Consider the following 20,509-nt stretch of genomic DNA (forward strand, 5'->3'; position numbering starts at 1 on the left):
ATTGATTTAACCATGGCTACCAGCGATATCTCCAATTCTACTCACTCATCCCCAAAACCCCGGCCAAAACTGGGACTTTTCACCATGTTTCGCTTAGGACTCTTTCAGATGGGACTAGGTATTATGTCCCTGCTGACTTTGGGGGTTCTCAATCGGATTATGATCGATGAGTTAAAAGTTTTACCCTTTCTCGCCGCAGCTGCGATCGCTATGCACCAGTTTGTTAGTCCAGCACGCATCTGGTTTGGGCAAAGATCCGACGGTAAAACTATTTTTGGTCATCATCGCAGCGGTTATGTCTGGATTGGGGCGGCAGTTTTTACCGCTTTAGCTTTTATTGCTTTGCAGGTAGTCTGGCAATTGGGACTTAGTATTCAAACTTCGGGATGGAATACCGTTTCCTACGCTTGGATTGCCCTCTTAGCCTTAATTTTCGCCCTCTACGGACTCGCTTTAAGTGCCAGTTCCACCCCTTTTTCCGCCCTCTTGGTGGATGTGTCCGATGAAGATAATCGATCGCAATTAGTTGGTATAGTTTGGTCAATGCTGATGGTGGGAATCGTCGTCGGGGCGATCGTTAGTTCTCGTTTGCTGGATACTCCCAATATCTGCGGTACAGATATTTTGACCTATGATCCGACTCAATCAGCCCCTATAGCCAATATTCCGCAACTACAGGCGACAATTAACCCCGTGTTCACGATTATGCCCGCTATCGTTTTCGGTCTCTGTATTTTAGCGACTTTTGGCGTAGAAAAAAAATATTCTCGTTTTAGTAGTCGGTCCACTCTTGTGCAAAGAGAGGATCAAATTACCTTTAAAGATGCCCTACAAGTTCTCACCGCTAGTCGGCAAACCGGTTTATTTTTCACCTTCCTGCTGATGATGACTTTGAGTTTATTTATGCAGGATGCAATTATGGAACCGTTTGGTGGCGAGGTTTTTGGGATGTGTATCGCCCAAACCACCCAATTAAACGCTTTTTGGGGAACTGGAACCCTTTTTGGTATTGCCGCCACGGGATTTATGCTCATTCCCCGCATCGGTAAACAAAAAACCACTAAATATGGCTGTATTTTTGCAACAATTTGTTTTATTCTCTTGATTTTTGCTGGCTTTTCTGCTAATCAAAGTTTATTAAAATCAAGCTTGCTCTTTTTCGGTTTAGCTTCGGGAATGATTACCGCCGGCGCTACCAGTTTAATGTTAGATTTAACCGCTGCCGAAACTGCGGGAACTTTTATCGGCGCTTGGGGATTATCACAAGCGATCGCCCGGGGATTAGCCACGGTTTTGGGCGGTACGATTTTAAATATCGGTAAAGTTATCTTTTCTAGTCCAGTTTTAGCCTATAGCTTAGTTTTCCTCCTGCAAGCATTGGGAATGATCCTGGCAGTTTGGTTATTAAGTCGCGTTGATGTCAAGGAATTTAAGGAAAATGCCCGAGCAGCGATCGCAACTGTCATCAAAGGAGAGATCGACTAGCAAAAGCAAGCAAAAGTGAGAGAACAGGAGAATTAGCCCGATTGGGGGAAGTTGGTTAGCCGCTTTTTTCCTATCCTAAAAGTAGAGAGGAAAACGAAAGAGGAGGCTAAAACGATGAAAAGGACTTTAATGATTGCCCTAGGTTCCCTAGCTTCCTTACTGCTGATTAACCCCGTCGGTGCGGAAAATCCCCGACAGGTGCAACAATTATTGAATACGCGGGAATGTCCGGGGTGTGATCTCCAGGGTGCAGATTTAAGAGGGGCGCATCTAATCGGTGCAGATTTGAGAAAAGCGAATTTACAGGGAGCTAATCTGGAGGAAGCCAACTTAGAGGGCGCAGATTTGACCGATGCCAACCTAGAAGGCGCAAATTTAACCGCAGCTTTTCTGACTAATGCCAGTTTGAATCAAGCTAATCTCAATGGAGTTAATTTCACCAGTGCCATGATCTATGATGCTGATGTGACGGGTGCATCAATGGAGAGAATTAACTTGACAAATGCTCAGATTTATGGTACAGGCATCGCTGTCGGTGGTGAAAATCCTTAGATGTTCTTGTCCTCAAAATATAGTTAATTTTGTAACAGATGCAAGTGTTGCGTCTGTTTTTTTATACACTTTTAAGTAGGTAGGTGTTAAAAATTGTCAGATACCCCCCTTATCAAGGGGGGCAGGGGGGATCGAACCCAAAATCTATCTTCAATTTAATTATAACCAGCTACTTACTAAATAGTTTGAGTTATAAAATAACCGGCATGACTCAACTCACACCGCGCCCTAGTGTCTTAATTGTCGATGATTTGCCCAATAATGTGCGGCTATTGTCGATTATGCTCACCGAGAAGGGATATCAGGTACGCAAAGCGATTAATGGACAGATGGCCCTGAATACAGTGCGATCGCTAATTCCCGATCTGATCCTTCTCGATATTAATATGCCCGATCTCAATGGTTATCAAGTTTGTGAACAGTTAAAAGCTGATGAAAAAACCAGAGAAATTCCCGTGATTTTTATCAGCGCTCTTGATGATGTCTTAGATAAAGTCAAAGCTTTTCAAGTGGGAGGTGTCGATTATATTTCTAAACCTTTTCAAGGGGAAGAAGTGATGGCACGCATTGAAAATCAATTAACTATTTGCCGTCAAAAAAAACAACTACAAAACGAAATTAAAGAACGTCAAAAAACTGAAGAAACTTTAGAAATTTATCTTCATGCTGTCTCTCACGATCTCCGCAATCCCGTGATCGGGATGTCAATGATCTTAAATAATTTAATTAAAAATTCTCAGGGAGAAACTAAAGAAGTATCCCTGAAGATTTTACAACAGATGGCCAACAGTTGCGAGCGACAATTAACTTTAATTGATTCTCTCGTCGAAACCCAACAAAATGATCTTTGGGGAGTTTCCCTAGAACTAAAGCCTTTATCTCTCTACGAAATCGGTCAACAGATCGGTCAGGAATGGGAGTTAAGATTAAGGGAAAATCAAGCAACTTTAATTAATAATTTTTCTCCCGATTTACCCTTAGTTAATGCCGATGCTCACCATCTCTGGCGAGTTTTTGAGAATTTATTAGCCAATGCCCTTAAACATAATCCTCAAGGGATAATTATCACTTTGTCAGCTAGACTAGAGGGCAATTATCTCCGGTGTACTATTGCCGATAATGGGGTGGGAATTAGCGAAACCCAGAGAAAACGATTATTCGATCGCTATCAACGAGGCAACAATAATAATCAGATTAGTTTAGGACTAGGTTTATATCTATGTCGTCAAATTATCCAAGCTCACGGAGGTGAAATTGGCATTATGAATAATGACGAAAAAGGTTCACAATTTTGGTTTACTTTGCCCTACTAAGCTGTTGACTAAGTAGGTAGATGTTAAAAACTTTCAGACACCCCCCTTATCAAGGGGGGATCAAGGGGGGATCAAGGGGGGATTAAGGGGGGATATATCTTCAATTTAATTATAACCAGCTACTTATCTACATTACTCGTTAAGACTGTCTATGAGCAGGAAGAGCCAGTTTAAACATTTGTTTTTTCCTGTTACCGGGGAAAGAAAGGGCTAAGATCTATTTAGATCAACTATCTTCACTTGCCATGGCCGCTAATGCCGACTATTCTGCCCATTCTAGGCTTAACTTGCAACAACCTTGGCATACCTATCCGGTGGAAACCACCCTATCTATCCTCGGTAGTTCGGCTGTTAATGGCCTCAATAGGGAGCAAATCGCCGAAAGAATTAAATATTATGGCAAAAATGAACTACAAGAACGTCCAGGGCGCAGTAATTGGCAAATTCTCCTAGATCAGTTTACCAATATCATGCTCCTCCTCTTAATTGCCGTGGCCATAATTTCCGGAGGACTGGATTTACTGGCATTACAGCGCGGTCATCTGGCTAAAATTGGTGTTCCCTTCAAAGATACGATCGCTATCTTAACAATTGTCATCCTCAATGGTATCCTCGGATATCTGCAAGAAAGTCGCGCCGAAAAAGCTCTGGCCGCTTTAAAAAAACTCTCCTCTCCCCAAGTTAATGTTATTCGCGAGGGCCAACGCGGGGAAATAGACGCGGTTAATCTCGTCCCCGGGGACATCATGCTGATTGAAGCGGGAACCCAAATCAGCGCCGACGGCCAAATTATCGAAGCTTTTAACCTGCAAATTCGCGAATCGGCCTTGACAGGAGAGGCAAATAGTGTTAATAAATCCGCCTCCATTGACCCCTTAGACAGGGATACTCCCCTTGGCGATCGCTTAAATTTTGTCTTTACTGGAACAGAGGTACTGCAAGGCCGGGCCAAGGTCATCGTTACCAATACGGGGATGACAACGGAATTAGGCAAAATCGCTCAAATGTTAGCAACAGTCGGCAATGAACCCACTCCTCTCCAAAAAAGAATGACTCACTTGGGTAATGTCCTTGTTGCTGGTTCTCTCATTCTAGTGGCCCTGACTATTACCATCGGCCTGATCAATGCCGGTTGGTCGGCCCTAGAGGAATTAGTCGAAGTTTCCCTTAGTATGGCAGTAGCCGTCGTTCCCGAAGGATTACCCGCAGTTATCACCCTGACTCTCGCCCTAGGTACCCAACGCATGGTCAAACGTCAGGCCTTGATTCGTAAACTGCCGGCAGTAGAAACCCTTGGTTCCGTTAATGTGATCTGTTCCGACAAAACCGGGACGCTAACGGAAAATAAAATGACCGTGCGGGAGATAGAGACAATTAATCGCAATTTTTCGGTGACAGGGGAAGGATATAGCCCAAAAGGACAATTTTTAGACTCCAAGCAACGGGCGATCGATCCCAAAACCGATCTAGAATTACATCATCTCTTAATTGCCAGTGTCCTCTGCAACGATGCCAGTTTAGACCTCGATAACGGTCACGATAGCATTTTAGGCGATCCCACGGAAGGAGCCTTATTAGTTTTAGGGGCGAAAGCGGGCTTAAATTTATCCCTAACCAAGCAAGAGTTCCCTAGAATCGCTGAAATCCCCTTTTCTTCCCAAAGAAAGCGAATGTCGGTCATTTGTCAAGGAGTCAATCGCGTACTATTTACCAAAGGTTCCCCGGAATTAATCCTTGAACAGTGTCTCTCCTACCAATCGGGATTAGAAAGTCTTCCTTTTGGGGATAGGGAAAAAGAAAAAGTCTTAGTCGCTAACAATGCTATGGCTAACAGGGGTTTACGAGTCTTAGGATTAGCGTATAAAAACCTGATTTATCCACCAGAATCAACTGAAATCAGCGAAGATGCCCTAATTTGGTTAGGAATGGTCGGTATGATCGACGCAGCGCGACCGGAGGCACAAATCGCCGTGGCTAGGTGTCGAGAAGCGGGAATCCGTCCAATCATGATCACCGGCGATCATCAATTAACCGCTCTAGCGGTGGCTAAGAGTCTTGGTATTGCCCAATCGGGAGCTTTAGTGATCTCAGGGCGAGAATTAGATAAATTATCACCAATTCAGCTAGAAAACATCATTGACAAAACTAACATCTATGCCCGTGTCTCCCCCGAACATAAATTAACTATTGTCCGCGCCTTGCAAAAAAAGGGTAAATTTGTCGCTATGACCGGAGATGGGGTGAATGATGCTCCGGCCCTGAAACAAGCAGATATCGGCATTGCCATGGGAATCGCCGGCACCGATGTCACCAAAGAGGCTAGTGATATGATTCTCCTTGATGATAATTTTGCCACCATCGTCGCTGCCACGGAAGAAGGGCGAGTGGTTTATAACAATATTCGCAGTTTTATTAAATATATTCTCGGCAGTAATATCGGGGAAGTGATTACTATCGCTGCTTCGCCTCTTTTGGGTTTAGTTACTCCCCTAACTCCCCTACAAATTCTCTGGATGAATTTAGTTACTGATGGTTTACCTGCTTTAGCTTTGGCAGTGGAACCCGCTTCTCCTAATATTATGCGTCGCCCTCCTTTTAGTCCCCAAGAAAGTATTTTTGCTCGCGGTTTGGGCAGTTATATTGTGAGAATTGGGATTATTTTTTCGATTATTAATATCACTCAAATGTTGATCGCTGTGCGCTTGGATCCGCTTTTTGGCAATACTGGTTCATGGAAAACTATGGTTTTTACTACTCTCTGTTTAGCTCAGATGGGTCATGCCATTTCCGTGCGATCGAGCGATCATCTTACCATAGAAATGAATCCTTTGACTAATCCCTATCTCTGGGTAGCAGTAACCCTGACGACAATTTTTCAACTGATGTTAATCTATGTTCCTGCTCTGCGGGATTTTTTCGGCACTCAATTTTTAACTAAAGAAGAATTATTAATCTGTTTGGGATTTAGTACCTTATTATTCGTTTGGGTGGAGTTAGAAAAATTATTTACCCGTTGGTATCATCGGCGATAACTGGGGAGCTTTTTTCATTGTTCGGTAAACAGTGAACTGATACTAAATCCGTAAGGACATTGATGCGATTTTTGTCAATTGTTTTTGCTCTAGAACGAACTAATCAATAGAACTCTTGCCAGATAAGGATTTAGTCAATTTATGCCCCCCTATTGAACCATACCAAGTAACGAAGAACCATAGTTCTTAATAGTAGTTTCTACAATGACAGTTTTTCGTAAAAACATCTTGGGGAATGTAAAAATGGCTCTTCTTGTTTCTGTGTGGAAACGAGGTCTATACTGATAGAATATCCGCAAAATAGCACTAAAAGTCTTGCCCGATAAGCATTTCACGATTCCATAAGCAAAAATTATCACACAAAGTCGAGAAGAGCCGTAAAAATATATAAAAATATATCAAGATGTGCGGAATGTCGGTATTAAAAATTGTTTTGATCTTAAGATTGAAGGTTCTTCGGTTTGTGTTATGCAATGGACGGGGGGTATAAGGGATGGAACCCTTATATAGAAAGGCATTTGGCGATTTTTGTCAATTGTTTTTGTCTAGAGCGAACTAATCAATTAAGTCTCTTGCCAGATAAGGATTTAGTCGATTTATGCCCCCCTATCGAACCATACCAAGTAACGAAGAACCAGATTGAATCAGCAATATTTTATTGGGAGTATCAAACAATGGAACCAATTTCTCTGATTGTCACCGCCTTGGTTGCTGGTGCGGTTGCTGCGGCTAAAGATACGGCGGAACAAGGCGTTAAAGATACATATCAAGGTTTTCAAACCTTGATTAAGCGTAAATTTGCTAATGATGCTTTGGCACAAGCAATGGTAGAGGCAAAACCAGAGGATATCAAGAAAGATGAAGGTTTGTTAAAAGATAAAATTGTCGAAGCGGGGGTTGATAAAGATAATGAAATCACTAAATTAGCCCAAGATTTACTAGAAAAGCTCCAAGAACAGCCCGGTGGACAACAAATTATCACCCAAAATATTAGTCTGGACACAGACAGGATTTTTCGCGCTTGGCAGGAGCGTTTGCGGGGGGCGATGGGGCAATGGCAAAAGACGCAGGGGGATGAAGGCTCATGGTTGCGCGGGGCGGCGTTGGCGGAAGCAGAAGAACAACTGAAGAAACGCCCAGAAGATATTAGTAAAGATGAACAGGATTTTATTAAGCGGAGTCTTCAGGAACGAGAACGTATGAAACAAGCCGAAGCAGCCCCCAGGCGGCGGGAAATTAGAACCACTTGGAGGATTGCTGCGGGTTCCTTGGTGGCGCTGGTGGTTAGTACGGGATCGGGTTTGATGGCTTGGCAAAAAACACAACAAGCGGAACTTAATCTGGCAAATGCTCGCGGGTTTTCTTCCTTGTCTTTGTCCGATAAAGGAAAAGAATTAGATACTTTCGTCGAAGCGATTAAAGCAGGAAAAACCTTGCAAAAGCAGCACAAATATGACGAGGAGGTGACGAATGCCTTACAGCAACTTCCAGAAGGTAGTAGCCATGTCTATGAAGTTAATTTTAGTCCCGACGGCAAGACTTTGGTGAGCGGTAGTGGTGACAATACTATCAAACTCTGGAATGTAGAAACAGGCGAAGAAATCCGCACCCTCCGGGAGCATGATGACTGTTAATTTTAGTCCCGACGGCAAGACTTTGGTGAGCGGTCGTTGGGACAAGACTATCAAAATCTGGAATCTTGGGACAGACTGGGGCTTAAGTGATTTAATGGAGCGTAGTTGCGATTGGGTGCGGGTTTATTTGGAGAATAATATTAATGTCAGGGAGGAAGATAGACATTTGTGTGATGGCATTGGTACAAAGAATTAATTGTCAGCTAAGTTAGTTCGGACTAAGGAGATTTGGTCATGACTTCCACGAAAGAATAGAGCTAACCAGCTAGGGTAAAATTAGGGTTTCGGCTTATCCTCAACTCAGCTTACCTAGGAATAGGCCGATTTATCTTGTTAAGGCTATATTTTGAGCAACTTTTGTCAACTTAGCCACAAACATAAACATAAATCGTAGGTGCGTTACACTTCGTTAACGCACCCATTTAATAATTAAGTTGGTGCATGGGGTGCGGATTATTAATTGGTTTTTTTGTCAGAGATTACGCTACAAACACGCACCCTACCAGATCGGCTTACACAAAAAAACAAGTTTATGTTATTATTAAAATAAATCTCAGTCAATAAAAAATATTTATTATGAATATCAAAGTGGTTGTCTGGCAAGAAGATGATGTTTTGTGTGCAAATGTACCAGCTTTGTCTGGTTGTCATACTTGGGCAGAAAATTATGATGATTTGATGGTCATGGTTAAAGAGGCAATAGAAGGCTGGTTAGAAGTTTCTCATGAAAAAAAATTACTTGATCGAAAAGAGAATCAGCAATTAGTGGAGATTTCTGTATGAAGTCAATCTCAGGTAAAAAATTATGTAAAGTCGTTGAAATATTTGGCTAGAAATTGGCAAGAATTAAAGGAAGTCATTATATCTATACCAAAGAAAATGTTTCTGCAATTATTGTTATACCAACCCATGGAAATCGAGATTTACCGATAGGAACATTAAAAGGTATTCTCAAAGATTTAGGATTAACTGAAGATGATATTTGACAACGTAACGCACCAATTGAATAATTAAGTTGTTGCGTTACGGCAGATTATTAATTTGTTTTTTTGTCAGAGATTATCGCCGCAAACACTCACCCTACAAGATTGGAGATCGCACTTCCATCAATTGCCGATCTCTTTCTTCTCTCAACCGCTTGGATAACCGAGAAATAACCCGTTTAAAGTCATATCCCCCCGTAAAAAAAATTAGCCCGACTTTTTTAACAATTGTCGGCAAAATTTTGCTTGCTTTTTTCAGGGCTTTTTGCAATAATATTTTTATAAGACTTTATATATAATGGAGTGGTGGAGTCCAGAGAAAAATGCACGGATTCCCATTATAAGAAAAGTATAACCGAAGCCGCCGCCCAAGTCAAGGGGTCACTCCTCTTTTTTTTGAGAAGTTTTCAAAGAAAAAAAATCAAAGAGGCAAAATTTTGCTTGCTTTTTTCACGGCTTTCTGCAATAATATTTTTATAAGACTTTATATATAATGGAGTGGTGGAGTCTAGAGAAAAATGCACGGATTCCCATTATAAGAAAAGTATAACCGAAGCCGCCGCCCAAGTCAAGGGGTCACTCCTCTTTTTTTTGAGAAGTTTTCAAAGAAAAAAAATCAAAGAGGCAGCCGGAGATATTCTGTTTTTCTTCACTATTTGGGCGAAAAAACCCTTTTAGGATGCCTATAATAGGAGAGAGAAAGGGTTAAAAACTAAAAAAAAATGGCGGAGAGAGTCCAGAAAATCCTTGCCCAGTGGGGAATTGCCTCCCGAAGAAGGGCGGAGGAGATGATCATAGCCGGCCGGGTGAGACGGAATGGCAAAATCGTGCAGTTAGGAGAAAAAGCCGACCCGGAAAAAGATCACCTAGAGATAGACGGAAAAAAAATTGAACCGGCCAATCGTCCCAAAAGATTGTATATACTGGTCAACAAACCCATTGGTGTGGTTTCTACCTGTAAGGATCCACAAAACCGGCCGACGGTAATTGACCTTTTGCCCGACTCCCTCGCCAGCGAGACGGGGTTACATCCCGTAGGCAGGTTGGACATCAACACCACTGGGGCTTTACTCCTCACCAACGACGGTCAACTCACCCTCACCCTCACCCATCCCCGTTATCATTTGCCCAAAACCTATCGGGTTTGGCTAGATGGTGCCATTGATAGACTTGCTCTCCAGCGTTGGCGAGAAGGTATCCTCTTAGAGGGAAAAAAAACCTTACCCGCACAGGTTGAGATACTCAAGCAAACCGACCAAAAAACCCTACTAGAAGTTATTTTAGTGGAGGGAAGAAATCGGCAGATTCGCTCTGTAGCGGAAGAATTGGGCCATCGCGTCCTGAAACTTCATCGCAGTGCCATCGGTCGTATTCAACTAAACTCTGGTAATAATTCCCCCTTACCCTTGGGTGATTACCGTTTTTTAACCCTTGATGAACTGAAATATTTAAAGAACCAGATTAACTAAGCTGAAAGTCAGCCCCTAATAGCGATATGTTTCGCCTTCTCCAATCACAACTTGATCCCCAGCATAAACAGCGAACCAAATTACTGGAAATCGGCGTTTATTTGCAAAAAAATCGCCTAGAACAGTCCCTTTCTCTCGAGGAAATTGCCCAGAAAACCTTAATCCCGCGCCATCGCCTAGAAGCACTGGAAGCGGGGGATTTGGAGGCATTGCCCGAACCGATTTATATTCGTTGGTTAATCAAACAATTTGCCGATAGTCTGGCCCTGGATGGTGAGACGATTAGCCGACGTTTTCCCACCAAGGTCAATAACTTTTTTAGGGGAACAAAACCGTCTTTATCGCTGCCGAGTCTTCAAATTCGCCCGATTCATCTCTATTTTCTCTATTTAATCCTAGTTATTGGTTCCGTACAAACCCTATCCCACGTCCTGCAAAAATCGGTACTGCAATCGAATCGCCTACCGCCGCCTTCCTTGCCACAACAGCAAATTGTCCAACCGAAAAGCAATCCCCTTCAACCGGTGGCCAACAAAACCAGCAATAATCAGCAGCTGGTGGTGGAGGTAAAACTGGAGGATGACTGCTGGCTGCGGGTGGTGGTGGATGGCAAGACAGAATTTGAGGGTGTGCTGCCCCAAGGAAGCCATCGCACTTGGCAAGCAAACCGAGAATTAACCGTGAGGGCGGGTAATGCCGGCGGGGTTTACGTTGCCGTTAATAATGCCAATGCTAAACAACTGGGGCAACCGGGCAAAGTCGAGGAAGTCACCTACCGGGCAAATTGAGCTAATTTATGCAAAAGGTTTTTTCACCCCTCGATCGCCTTCAGGGAGGGTTAATCGGGGCATATATTGGGGAATCCTTGCATAATCAACCCCTAATACCAGCCTTTAACTATGAGGCTACACCGAGGACGACCCTGCTTTTGCAAGCACTGCAATCTAAGGAGGATTTTTCCCTTGCGATCGCAGCCAAGCAGCAGTCGGAATCGGCGTTATTATTTGTGCTGTTGCCGGAGATTTTAACCTGGCCCGACCATGGGGAACGTTGGCAAGCTAGATTAAATTTTTGGCTAAAAAAGGGCTTAATTTCCGAGTTAACCCGACAAGAAGCGATAATTTGGGGAGAGGCTGTAGGTCTGTTATTACAGGGAAAAAAGCCTTTAAATCAGTTAATGGCGCAATTGCTAACTATTAACCCCAAGAATAAGCTATTAGAGCAGATTCAGTCAGCTTTAAGGCAAAATCATCCCTTAGAGTCCATTTTATCGGCTTGGGCGAAAGATATCTCCCCTTTAGGAATTGCGATCGCAGCTTCTCTCTATACCTTTCTGCAAACGACCGAGGATTTCGCCGTTAGCGTGCGTCGCGCTAATTCTAGTCCCTATCAACGGCAATTAACCACCACTTTAGCGGGGATTTGGGCGGGATTGTACAACGGTATCGAGGGGATTCCCCTAGCTTGGCGGCAAAATTTGCCGAAAGAGCCAGTTAAACAGCAATTAATGGATAAAGCTGGGGAAATCTATCGAATTTCCCTGGGTATATCTCCTCATCTTGTCCTATCTCCTCATACTGCCGTCGCTTACGGGGGAACAATCCAACCCCGTCCTAGCTTAAAATTGGTCTCTCAAGACAAGTAGTCGTGCAAAATTAACTTCTTGGTTAGGATAGGCAAAAGGCAATAGGCAAAAGGCAATAGGGAGAGTAAATAATCAGTTCTGAATAACCAGATTTAGTATTACTTAGGGTTTGCTGAATAAATCTAAAAACCTTGTTGGACAATATCTTTAGGCTTTTTTGACCTCAAAAATTGCCGGTTCTTCGAGTAATCGGGGGGAAATTGGCTCTCTTATTCTTTGTCTGATCAGTTTAACTTATAAGCGATCAATCTTTGTGTCCTTTGTGTCTTTGTGGTTCTTTCCACACCCCACCAACAAGCTTTTTCAGCAAACCCTACTTAGTCTGAAAGATATTTTGTACCATTTTTTTATCCAAACCCGCGGCAATTTTATCTAATTCTGCTATTTCCCCACTGTCTAAACTCCATCCTAAAGCCCCTAAATTATCCTCAGCTTGCCGAACATTTTTAGCTCCGGGGATAGGAATTGTTCCCTTACAGATACACCAATTTAAAGCAACTTGGCTAATAGTTTTATCTTTAGCTTGGGCGATAACTTCTAGACAACTTATCAGAGGCGAAATAGCGGGAATTAATTGACCAAAAAGGAAGCGACGTAATCCAGGGGGTAAGTTTTTATTATCTCGATATTTCCCGGTTAATAACCCCAAAGCTAAGGGACTATAGGCAATAATTTTAATACCCAATTGATCACATAGTTCCTTTAATCCTAAGTCAGTGAGAGGATAGGTAGAAAGGAGAGAATACTGTACCTGTAAACTGGTAATAGGAATGCCGCGACTGGCAAACTTTTGATAGGCAGACTTCAATCTTTTCGGTCCAAAATTGGATAAACCGACTCCTTTAACTAACCCCTTTTCTAGACAATCCCCCAATCCGTCTAATAATCCTCCCTCCTGCCATGGCGCATAATTGCCCGTTGACCAGTGCATTTGCACTAAATCCACCCGGCGGCCTAGTCTGGTTGCCGAAGCTTGACAAGCTTTCACCATGGCATGACGGGTTAAACGCCAAGGATAAGGGGCGAGTTTGGTAGCAATACGAATATGATCAGCGTTATAACCGCTATATTCCCCTGTAAAGCGTCCTAATAGCTTCTCACTCTGTCCGTTGAGTTTGCCTGTGCCGTAGGAGTCTCCCGTATCAAATAGGGTGACACCCCGCTGGACGCAGAGATTAAAAACCGCTTGTAACTGGCTATCCATACTCTCATCGTAACCCCAGAGAAGACGATTTCCCCAGGCCCAAGTACCGCAGCCCATGGAGGGAAGGGATAGAGTTTGATGTGTGACTGTCAAGGGATTCATGGGTCAGTTTCTCTGGGTTTTTTCTCAAGCTTTCAGCAAGATATTTTATACTAAATCTGGTTATTAAAGACTGATTATTTATTCCCATTTTTGCATGAGTGCATGAGTAGAAAACGGGTTTCTCCGAGAAACCCGTTTTCTGTGCGGTATTACTACTAAATCGACTTGGGTTTTTGTTTAACAAATAATCCCCGGAACCAATAGTAAAAACTATCGATATAAGTAAAGATTACCGGCACAACCACCAAAGTTAATAGGGTGGAAGTGGTAAAACCACCAATAACGGCAATCGCCATCGGTGCGCGAATTTCACCATCTGCACCTAAAGCTAAAGCAATCGGTAACATCCCGGCAATTGTGGAAACGGAGGTCATAATAATTGGTCGTAAACGAGAGACTCCCGAATCAATCATCGCCTTAAATTGCGGTTTCCCTGACTCAATGCCACTCAGGGCAAAATCTACTAACAGAATCGCATTTTTAGTGACTAATCCCATCAGTAAAACTATGCCAATTAAAGCGTATAAACCTAACTCTTTTTGGGTAATTAAAAGAGCGATTAAAGTACCACCAATCGATAAAGGGAGGGAAGTTAAAATCGCTAAGGGATAGAGAAAATTGTTATACAATAAGACCAGAATCCCATAGATAGAAATAATTGCTAAACTTAACGCCCCCAAAAAACGAGCAAAGATATCGCGCATAATACGAGCATCGCCAAAGGGTTCTTCTGTCACCTCTGGGGGTAGGTTTTTCATGATTGGTAAAGCGCGAATTTGTGTCACCGCACTTCCCAAAGAAACTCCCTCTAAATTAGCTCCAATATTAACCTGACGTTGACGGTTAAAGCGTTGAATTTCCGCAGGTCCACTACCTAAGCTAATTGTCGCCACCGAGTTAAGCGGTACTAACGTCCCATTACTGCTAGGAACGCGCAAATTTTGCAGAGTTTCTATCTCGCTGCGTCCATCATTGGCAATTTTCACCCGGATGGGAATTTGTCGGTCAGCAAGGTTAAATTTAGCTAAATTAAACTCATTATCGCCGATTAAAGCCAAAGATGCAGTACGAGCGATCGCTCTGACTGAGACTCCCTGATCGGCAGCTCGGACAGGATCCGGTTGAATAATGATCTCCGGTTTAACTAAACTTACCCCGGAACTTACCTCGACAAAACCGGGTAAAGCACGCATTTCTCGCTCTAATTTTTGGGCAGTTTGGGTTAAAATATCGCCATTTTCACTTTTTAAAATAATAGCGACATCCTTAGTGCTTCCTGCTCCCCCCTGCGCTCGAAAAGTCACTCTAGCCCCCGGTATCTTCTGGAAATCCCGACGGGTTTGTTCCTCAAATTGCCGTTGAGTTAGCGATCGCTGTTCCTTAGGAACCAAATTAACATATATTAAGCCCGTATTTATCCGTCCCGAATCTCCCGGAATAGCCAAAACATTAGCGACGGCGGGATTTTTTTGCAGTAAACTATTCACCTGATTGGCCACGGCAACAGTATCATTCAAAGTCGCACCGGGAGGCAATTCTAGGCTTATGGTACTTAATCCAGTATCCCCAGAACTAAATAACCCTTTTGGAATCAAGGGAACTAACTGTAAACTACCGATAAAAAAGGCCAAAGCCGCCAATAAAGTCAGGATTCGATGACGTAAAGCCCAAGTTAACAAACTTTTGTAGGGACGAAAACGGGGGCGCGAGGAGGGATTATTATCACCAGTTTTGAGCTTTTTCGGCTGTAGAATATAGGCACTTAACATCGGGGTGACGGTGACAGCGATCAAACTGGAAAACAAGGTAGAAACCGCCACCGTAACGCCGAAAGGTTGAAAGAATTGGCCCGGCACACCGCCCATAAAAGCAACCGGCAGGAATACCGCTATAATTGCCGCCGCACTGGCTAAAACGGCTAATCCAATCTCTTTTGAGGCATCAAAAGCCGCTTGCAGGGGTTTTTTACCCATAGCTAAATGTTGATCGATGTCCTCCACCATACACACCGCATCATCCACCAGATTACCCAAAGCTAAAGCTAAGGCCAGTAGAGTCATGCCGTTAAGGGTATAATTTAGGGACTGCATCACCCAAAAAGTCGGGAAAATCGACAAAGGCAGGGCCAAACCCGTGATAATCGTGGCGCGCCAATTGCCTAAAAATAGACCCACCGTGATCACCGTCATCATACAACCAATCAGGAGATCGCTAAGAAGGCTTTCGTAACTAGCACGAATTGAGTCAGCACGGGTAAAAATTAATTGAAATTTAATATCTTCGGGCAGTTTTTTCTTTAAATTCTCGATTTCTTGACGCACGGCTGTTTCTACCGTCACCAAGGTGCTGCCAGTCCCCCGTAGAATCGAAAAACCCACCACTGGCTGCCCATCTAAGAGGGCCATTTGTCGAGGATCACTGGAACTATCGCTAACTGTCCCTAAATTGCTTAAGGGGACGCTATCACCGTTAGGTAAAGAGATTTGATAATTTCTTAAATCTTCGATCGTTTCAGCGCTGCCGAGGGTGCGGACAGTTTGTTCACTGCCGGCGATTTCCGATCGCCCTCCGGGTAAATTAATATTAAAACTACGAATTTGGTCATTAACCGCCGCGGCCGTGATACCGTAGGCGATCAGACGGCCGGGATCTAAATCTACACGCACTTCTCGATCGACTCCCCCAACGCGATCGACTCGTGCTACCCCCGGCACTCCCGTTAAAGCGCGGCCGATTTGACGATCAACTAGATCACTTAATTCGGCGATCGATCTTTTCGGGGAGGAGATGGTATAGTTCATCACCGCACCCCCAGCAAATTCTAAACGTTGGACAATGGGATCATTAGTATCTTGGGGTAAATCCTGCCGAATTTGCGCTATGGCATTACGCACATCATTGGTAGCGCGATCGCTGTTAGTGCCAAGGATAAAGTTAACGGTGGTGGTGCTGCTGCCTTCGTTGATGGTAGAAGTAATTTGATCGATATTACCCAAAGCAGCCACCGCATCCTCGACTTTTTTGGTGACTTGGGTTTCCAATTCCTCAGGACCTGCGCCGGGTTGATTAACGGTGATAATCACGGCCGGAATGTCAATATTAGGAGAGCGATCGATCCCTAATCCTAGAAAGGCAATGTATCCCATTAATGCCATAACCAGGGAGATCAGGATCGTCGGAATGGGATTTTTGATAGACCAATTAGAAATATTAAAAGCCATAATTTCAGTTATCAGTTATCAGTTATCAGTGGGTAAGTTATCAGTTACCAGATGTGAGTTTTCAGTTACCGGTTATCAGTTATCAGATTTGAGTTTTAAGTTTTAAGTTTTGAGTGAGCAGTATGTATTAAGTGAGCCTGATCAAATGGCAGTTTGCTACTGTCTTTTCACCGATCACTGATTACTGATTACTGTTTACTGATCACTGATTACTGATTACTGATCGCTGATTGCTGTAATTTTGTCGCCATCACCGAGATAGGCTGCCCCTTTGACCACAATGCGATCGCCCGCTTGTAAACCGGTGAGAATTTCCACGCGGTTATTGGGCATAATTTGACCTAATTGCACAGTTTTGGCGGTAACAGTGTTATCAGGTTCCACTAAATAAACTAGAGCTTGATTATCTTTTTGAGGTAAAACTGCGGTCATGGGGACGGTTAAACTATTGCTAGTATTCGTCACGATCGCACCTCGTAAAAACATCCCCGGTTTTAACCCTGTATTGTCGGTTAAATCGACTTTAACCGTTGCCTGACGGGATGCCTCATCGACGATGGGATTAATTTCGCGCACCTGTCCCGATAATTTTAAACTGGTATTAGCATCGGAAGTGATAGTAACGGGCGCTCCGACGCGGATTAAGGGCAATTGATTCTCAGGAACCCGCAATCTTAGCTCTAAACGCCCATTTTCGATGATTTTAAAGAGAGCATTTTGACCGTTGGTGGTATCCCCGATGCGAGCATTTCTTTCGGCAATTTTGCCACTAACCGGAGAAATCAGGCGCGTCTCGTTTAATTGGGCTTTAACAATGGCTAAACGGCTTTGAGCTTCCGCTAATTGGGCTGTAGCTTGGGCGATCACTTCGGGACGATTGCCCGCTTGCAATTGTGCCAGTTGCTGCTCTGCTTCTCCTAGACGGGATTGGGTCTGTTGTACGATCGCCGCTTGCTTTCTTTCTTCATTGAGGACTTCATCGAGACGATCCCGGGCGATCGCTCCTTCCGCTTCTAAACTTTGGTTTCTCTGGACGCGTTTTTTAGCCAAATCCCAATCCGATTGAGCTTGACTAATTTCAGCCTTTATGCGTTGAATAGTTTGTTTAGCTCTAGCGATCTCCTCTTTACGGCTACCCGCTTGCAATTCTGCCAAACGCGCTCGCGATTGGGCGACATTGGCCTGTGCTTGGGTTAATTGCGCTTGTAGGACGGTATCATCGAGACGAGCCAAAATTTGACCTTGGCTGACCCTATCCCCTTCATCCACAAAGATTTCTTTGATTTGTAGTCCCGTCGCTTGGGAAAGAATCGGGATTAATTCATCGGCTGCCACGCTTCCAGTCGCTTTCAGGGTGCGGGCCACGGGAGTAAATTCTACCCTAGTGGTGGTTACTGTTTGTGCTGGTGCTTCATTTTTTGCCGCTACGGGCTGAGTATTGGGGTTTTGGGCTGTTTGGGGTCGATTAGCGAAACGAGTCGCCCCTAGGGTCAATAAAACCCCTAATCCCACACCGATAAATAAACCCCTTCCTCCCGATAGCCAAGAGTTGGTTTTTGTCGGTTTTGGCGAGTATTCGGGTTCCTCTGGCTCAATTTCGGGTTTAAAGGCGATTTCTTCGGGAACTAGCGAATTATCGGCTGAATGCTGGTTATTTTCTAGGGTATCTGGCCGCACGGTCTGCCCTCTCGGTAGATTCTGGATAAAATGTTAAGTTTTGTATCCATTTATAATCTAACGGAAAAAGGTCGCGGGTGGGGAAAGTGAGAAAGTGGACTTACTGTAAAAATCCAAAATTGTCGTGGTTGGTGAGGAATCAGTAGGCAGTAGTCAGGATTCAGGAGAATTAAGAATGAGTAATAATCAATTAAATGGTTTATTTAGGGCTTGCTGAAAAAGTTTTTCCTGGGGGCAGGGTGTGGCCCCCCCAACCCCCCCGACATCGGGGGGGTTGGGTGTGGGGTGTAGGGTTTTACCGATTTTGAGGGGGTCAATTACCTAATTTTCAGGGAAAAAGTACCTGAATTTCCCCCTGATCACTCCCATGCCAGGCACTTTTGGATTTCAAAAAGGTCTAAAAGTCTTATCCAACAAAGTTTTTAGATTTATTCAGCCAGCCCTATTTAGAGATTTTATGCCAGTTAATCTGGCTCTCCCGTACTTGTGGTGATAAGAAAAAGTTATCTAAGGGAGGGCGTATGCCCATACGCCCCCACCGATCACACCGGGTGCAATGTAGGGGCGCAACGTGGTCAGTGAGTTTATCGAACTGCTTGCGCCCATAATCTGACAATGTGAACATTTTTTACCCAATATCCAAGAAAGCCAAACTGTAACCCTTGTCCTATATTGCTTCTAGCCGGATATCGAAACTAGCTCGCTATTGTAACCGTTCAGGGGGGGGACGAAATCTGGTAATCTAAGAGGCATGGATGAGAAGCAACTACTAGAGATGGCAGCAATTGACGCAGAGGATTGGGAGAGAACCCCAGTCAGCGTCAGACAGCTAGTAAGTAGTCGTGCAAAATTAATTTCCTAGTGAAGATAGGCACTCATGCAAGAGGCAAGAGGCAAGAGGTGGTTAGATATGTGTAATTAATTTTGCTTAGGTACTTAGTGCAGTTAGGTTTAAAGATAGAGCAACTAGAGCAACACCTCAAAGAATTACAAGACTCAAAAGAGGGACTAGAGGAGAAAGTCAACAGGAACTCCCCAGAACTCCCATAGTCCTCCCGCCTCAGACCCTCCCAATGTCGAGAAGGGCAAGAAAAAGAAGCCAACGGGAAAAAAGCGAGGAGGGCAACCAGGACACCCTAGTCATAGCCGTCCCCTATATCCAGTAGAAGAGTGTGACAGCGTAAGCGACCACTATCCCCAAACCTGCGCCTGTTGTGGAGAAGAACTGAAAGGATTTGACCCCAACCCTTACCGCCATCAAGTGGTGGAAATTCCCCCGATTCAACTGCACATCGAAGAGCATCGCCGACAGCAACTAACCTGCCTTCACTGCGGCGAGAAAACCAGAGCCGCCCTACCCGAAACAGTAGAAGAGTTCGGCTACGGCACTCGTGTAGTAGCTATCGTCTCGGTCTTGAGTGGAATGTATCGCCATTCCCACTGGATGGTGGTGTCTGCCATGTCCGACTTATTTGGGGTGAAGATGTCACTGGGGACAGTAAATCGTCTGAGAAGGGAAGGAAGTGAGGCGGTATCAGAACCAGTAGAGGAAGCCAAAGCCTACATCCAATCCGCGCCGATAGTGGGAGCCGACGAGACGGGGTTCGGGCAAGGAAATACCGATGGGCAAAATTGCCAGCAGAAGAGAGCTTGGCTGTGGGTAGCCGTCACCCCGTTGGTCAGCTTCTTTCCAGTCATGCTGTCGCGCTCTACTGCTGCGGCTCAATCTTGATTGGGGGAGAATTTCAGCGGGATTCTCAACAGCGACCGCTATAACGCCTATAATTGGCTTGATGTAGCCCAAAGACAACTGTGTTGGGCGCATCTCAAACGAGAATTTACCAAAATCTCAGAGCGCCAGGGCGTATCTCGTCAACTGGGACGAGACTTGCGGGCTTCGATAGAAAAAGTTGTTTCGCCTCTGCCAGCGAGTGCGAGATGGAACTCTGGGCCGTAGTGAGTTTCAGTCATTAGTGTCACCGATTCAAGTGCGGGTGAAGCATTTACGAATAGCCAGGAGCGGCCTATCAGATTGGCTCCAGGGAAAAAACCCCTTTGGCCAAAACAGTCCGTACTTGTCGGCAACTGCTGAAAGTGGAGCCAGCCCTGTGGTTGTTTGTCACAGGGTCAGGGTTAGAGCCGACCAACAATGCGGCTGAAAGAGCAATTCGTCCGGCGGTGCTGTGGCGGCG

12 protein-coding genes and 4 pseudogenes are annotated in these 20,509 nt (G+C 44.3%); 13 read left to right on the plus strand and 3 right to left on the minus strand.

Going from position 1 to position 20,509, the window contains the following annotated elements; all coding sequences use genetic code 11:
- Positions 1-12: 12 nt before the first annotated feature.
- From O9334_RS17425 to O9334_RS17470, 11 genes and pseudogenes are all read left to right on the plus strand, one after another.
- On the plus strand, positions 13-1,485 hold the full coding sequence (locus O9334_RS17425; protein WP_045359018.1) for a BCD family MFS transporter: 1,473 nt from the start codon (positions 13-15) through the stop codon (positions 1,483-1,485).
- 114 nt (positions 1,486-1,599) lie between these two features.
- Positions 1,600-2,037 (plus strand): pentapeptide repeat-containing protein, encoded by a 438-nt coding sequence (locus O9334_RS17430; protein ID WP_045359019.1) that lies wholly within the window; start codon positions 1,600-1,602, stop codon positions 2,035-2,037.
- 206 nt (positions 2,038-2,243) lie between these two features.
- Positions 2,244-3,350, plus strand: coding sequence for a hybrid sensor histidine kinase/response regulator (locus O9334_RS17435; protein WP_288001465.1), 1,107 nt, complete (start codon positions 2,244-2,246; stop codon positions 3,348-3,350).
- Positions 3,351-3,595: 245 nt separating this feature from the next.
- Positions 3,596-6,382: a cation-translocating P-type ATPase gene (locus tag O9334_RS17440; protein ID WP_288001467.1), complete on the plus strand. Its 2,787-nt coding sequence runs from the start codon at positions 3,596-3,598 to the stop codon at positions 6,380-6,382.
- Positions 6,383-7,056: 674 nt separating this feature from the next.
- Positions 7,057-7,362 (plus strand): annotated as a pseudogene (locus O9334_RS23205) (Het-E N-terminal domain-containing protein); the annotation flags it as partial.
- Between the two features lie 183 nt (positions 7,363-7,545).
- Positions 7,546-8,212: pseudogene (locus tag O9334_RS17445) on the plus strand (WD40 repeat domain-containing protein); the annotation flags it as partial.
- Between the two features lie 380 nt (positions 8,213-8,592).
- Positions 8,593-8,799, plus strand: a complete 207-nt coding sequence (locus tag O9334_RS17450; RefSeq protein WP_045359022.1) for a type II toxin-antitoxin system HicB family antitoxin — start codon at positions 8,593-8,595, stop codon at positions 8,797-8,799.
- Positions 8,796-9,002: pseudogene (locus tag O9334_RS17455) on the plus strand (type II toxin-antitoxin system HicA family toxin). The gene O9334_RS17450 and the pseudogene O9334_RS17455 overlap by 4 nt, the downstream one beginning before the upstream one ends.
- Positions 9,003-9,721: 719 nt before the next feature.
- Entirely contained in the window at positions 9,722-10,468 is a 747-nt protein-coding gene (locus tag O9334_RS17460; protein ID WP_190381065.1) for a pseudouridine synthase, read from the plus strand.
- 26 nt (positions 10,469-10,494) lie between these two features.
- Positions 10,495-11,256 (plus strand): helix-turn-helix domain-containing protein, encoded by a 762-nt coding sequence (locus tag O9334_RS17465; RefSeq protein WP_045359027.1) that lies wholly within the window; start codon positions 10,495-10,497, stop codon positions 11,254-11,256.
- Between the two features lie 8 nt (positions 11,257-11,264).
- Positions 11,265-12,113 (plus strand): ADP-ribosylglycohydrolase family protein, encoded by an 849-nt coding sequence (locus O9334_RS17470; RefSeq protein ID WP_288001473.1) that lies wholly within the window; start codon positions 11,265-11,267, stop codon positions 12,111-12,113.
- A 313-nt stretch (positions 12,114-12,426) separates the two neighbouring features.
- On the opposite strand, the gene O9334_RS17475 is transcribed toward O9334_RS17470, so the two are convergent.
- The 3 genes from O9334_RS17475 to O9334_RS17485 form a co-directional block, all read right to left on the minus strand.
- Positions 12,427-13,419 (minus strand): aldo/keto reductase, encoded by a 993-nt coding sequence (locus O9334_RS17475; RefSeq protein WP_288001475.1) that lies wholly within the window; start codon positions 13,417-13,419, stop codon positions 12,427-12,429.
- Between the two features lie 155 nt (positions 13,420-13,574).
- The gene (locus tag O9334_RS17480) at positions 13,575-16,640 is read right to left on the minus strand and encodes an efflux RND transporter permease subunit (RefSeq protein ID WP_288001478.1); all 3,066 of its coding nucleotides are present in this window, start codon (positions 16,638-16,640) and stop codon (positions 13,575-13,577) included.
- Between the two features lie 216 nt (positions 16,641-16,856).
- Positions 16,857-18,317: an efflux RND transporter periplasmic adaptor subunit gene (locus O9334_RS17485; RefSeq protein WP_288001480.1), complete on the minus strand. Its 1,461-nt coding sequence runs from the start codon at positions 18,315-18,317 to the stop codon at positions 16,857-16,859.
- Positions 18,318-19,524: 1,207 nt separating this feature from the next.
- On the opposite strand from O9334_RS17485, the pseudogene O9334_RS17490 reads away from it, so the two are divergent.
- A pseudogene (locus O9334_RS17490) lies at positions 19,525-20,274 on the plus strand (IS66 family transposase); the annotation flags it as partial.
- A 98-nt stretch (positions 20,275-20,372) separates the two neighbouring features.
- Positions 20,373-20,509, plus strand: a 137-nt coding sequence (locus tag O9334_RS17495) for an IS66 family transposase (RefSeq protein WP_502846546.1), incomplete at its 3' end; no start/stop codon positions are given.

Origin of the sequence: Microcystis sp. LE19-8.1F, from assembly GCF_027531715.1 — a bacterium.
Classification (GTDB): Bacteria; Cyanobacteriota; Cyanobacteriia; order Cyanobacteriales; family Microcystaceae; genus Microcystis; species Microcystis wesenbergii_A.

Excerpts from the sequence above, each read along its gene's own strand:
- O9334_RS17425 (WP_045359018.1), top strand. The coding sequence starts at position 13 with ATGGCTACCAGCGATATCTCCAATTCTACTCACTCATCCCCAAAACCC.
- O9334_RS17430 (WP_045359019.1), top strand. The coding sequence starts at position 1,600 with ATGAAAAGGACTTTAATGATTGCCCTAGGTTCCCTAGCTTCCTTACTG.
- O9334_RS17435 (WP_288001465.1), top strand. The coding sequence starts at position 2,244 with ATGACTCAACTCACACCGCGCCCTAGTGTCTTAATTGTCGATGATTTG.
- O9334_RS17440 (WP_288001467.1), top strand. The coding sequence starts at position 3,596 with ATGGCCGCTAATGCCGACTATTCTGCCCATTCTAGGCTTAACTTGCAA.
- O9334_RS17450 (WP_045359022.1), top strand. The coding sequence starts at position 8,593 with ATGAATATCAAAGTGGTTGTCTGGCAAGAAGATGATGTTTTGTGTGCA.
- O9334_RS17460 (WP_190381065.1), top strand. The coding sequence starts at position 9,722 with ATGGCGGAGAGAGTCCAGAAAATCCTTGCCCAGTGGGGAATTGCCTCC.
- O9334_RS17465 (WP_045359027.1), top strand. The coding sequence starts at position 10,495 with ATGTTTCGCCTTCTCCAATCACAACTTGATCCCCAGCATAAACAGCGA.
- O9334_RS17470 (WP_288001473.1), top strand. The coding sequence starts at position 11,265 with ATGCAAAAGGTTTTTTCACCCCTCGATCGCCTTCAGGGAGGGTTAATC.
- O9334_RS17475 (WP_288001475.1), bottom strand. The coding sequence starts at position 13,419 with ATGAATCCCTTGACAGTCACACATCAAACTCTATCCCTTCCCTCCATG.
- O9334_RS17480 (WP_288001478.1), bottom strand. The coding sequence starts at position 16,640 with ATGGCTTTTAATATTTCTAATTGGTCTATCAAAAATCCCATTCCGACG.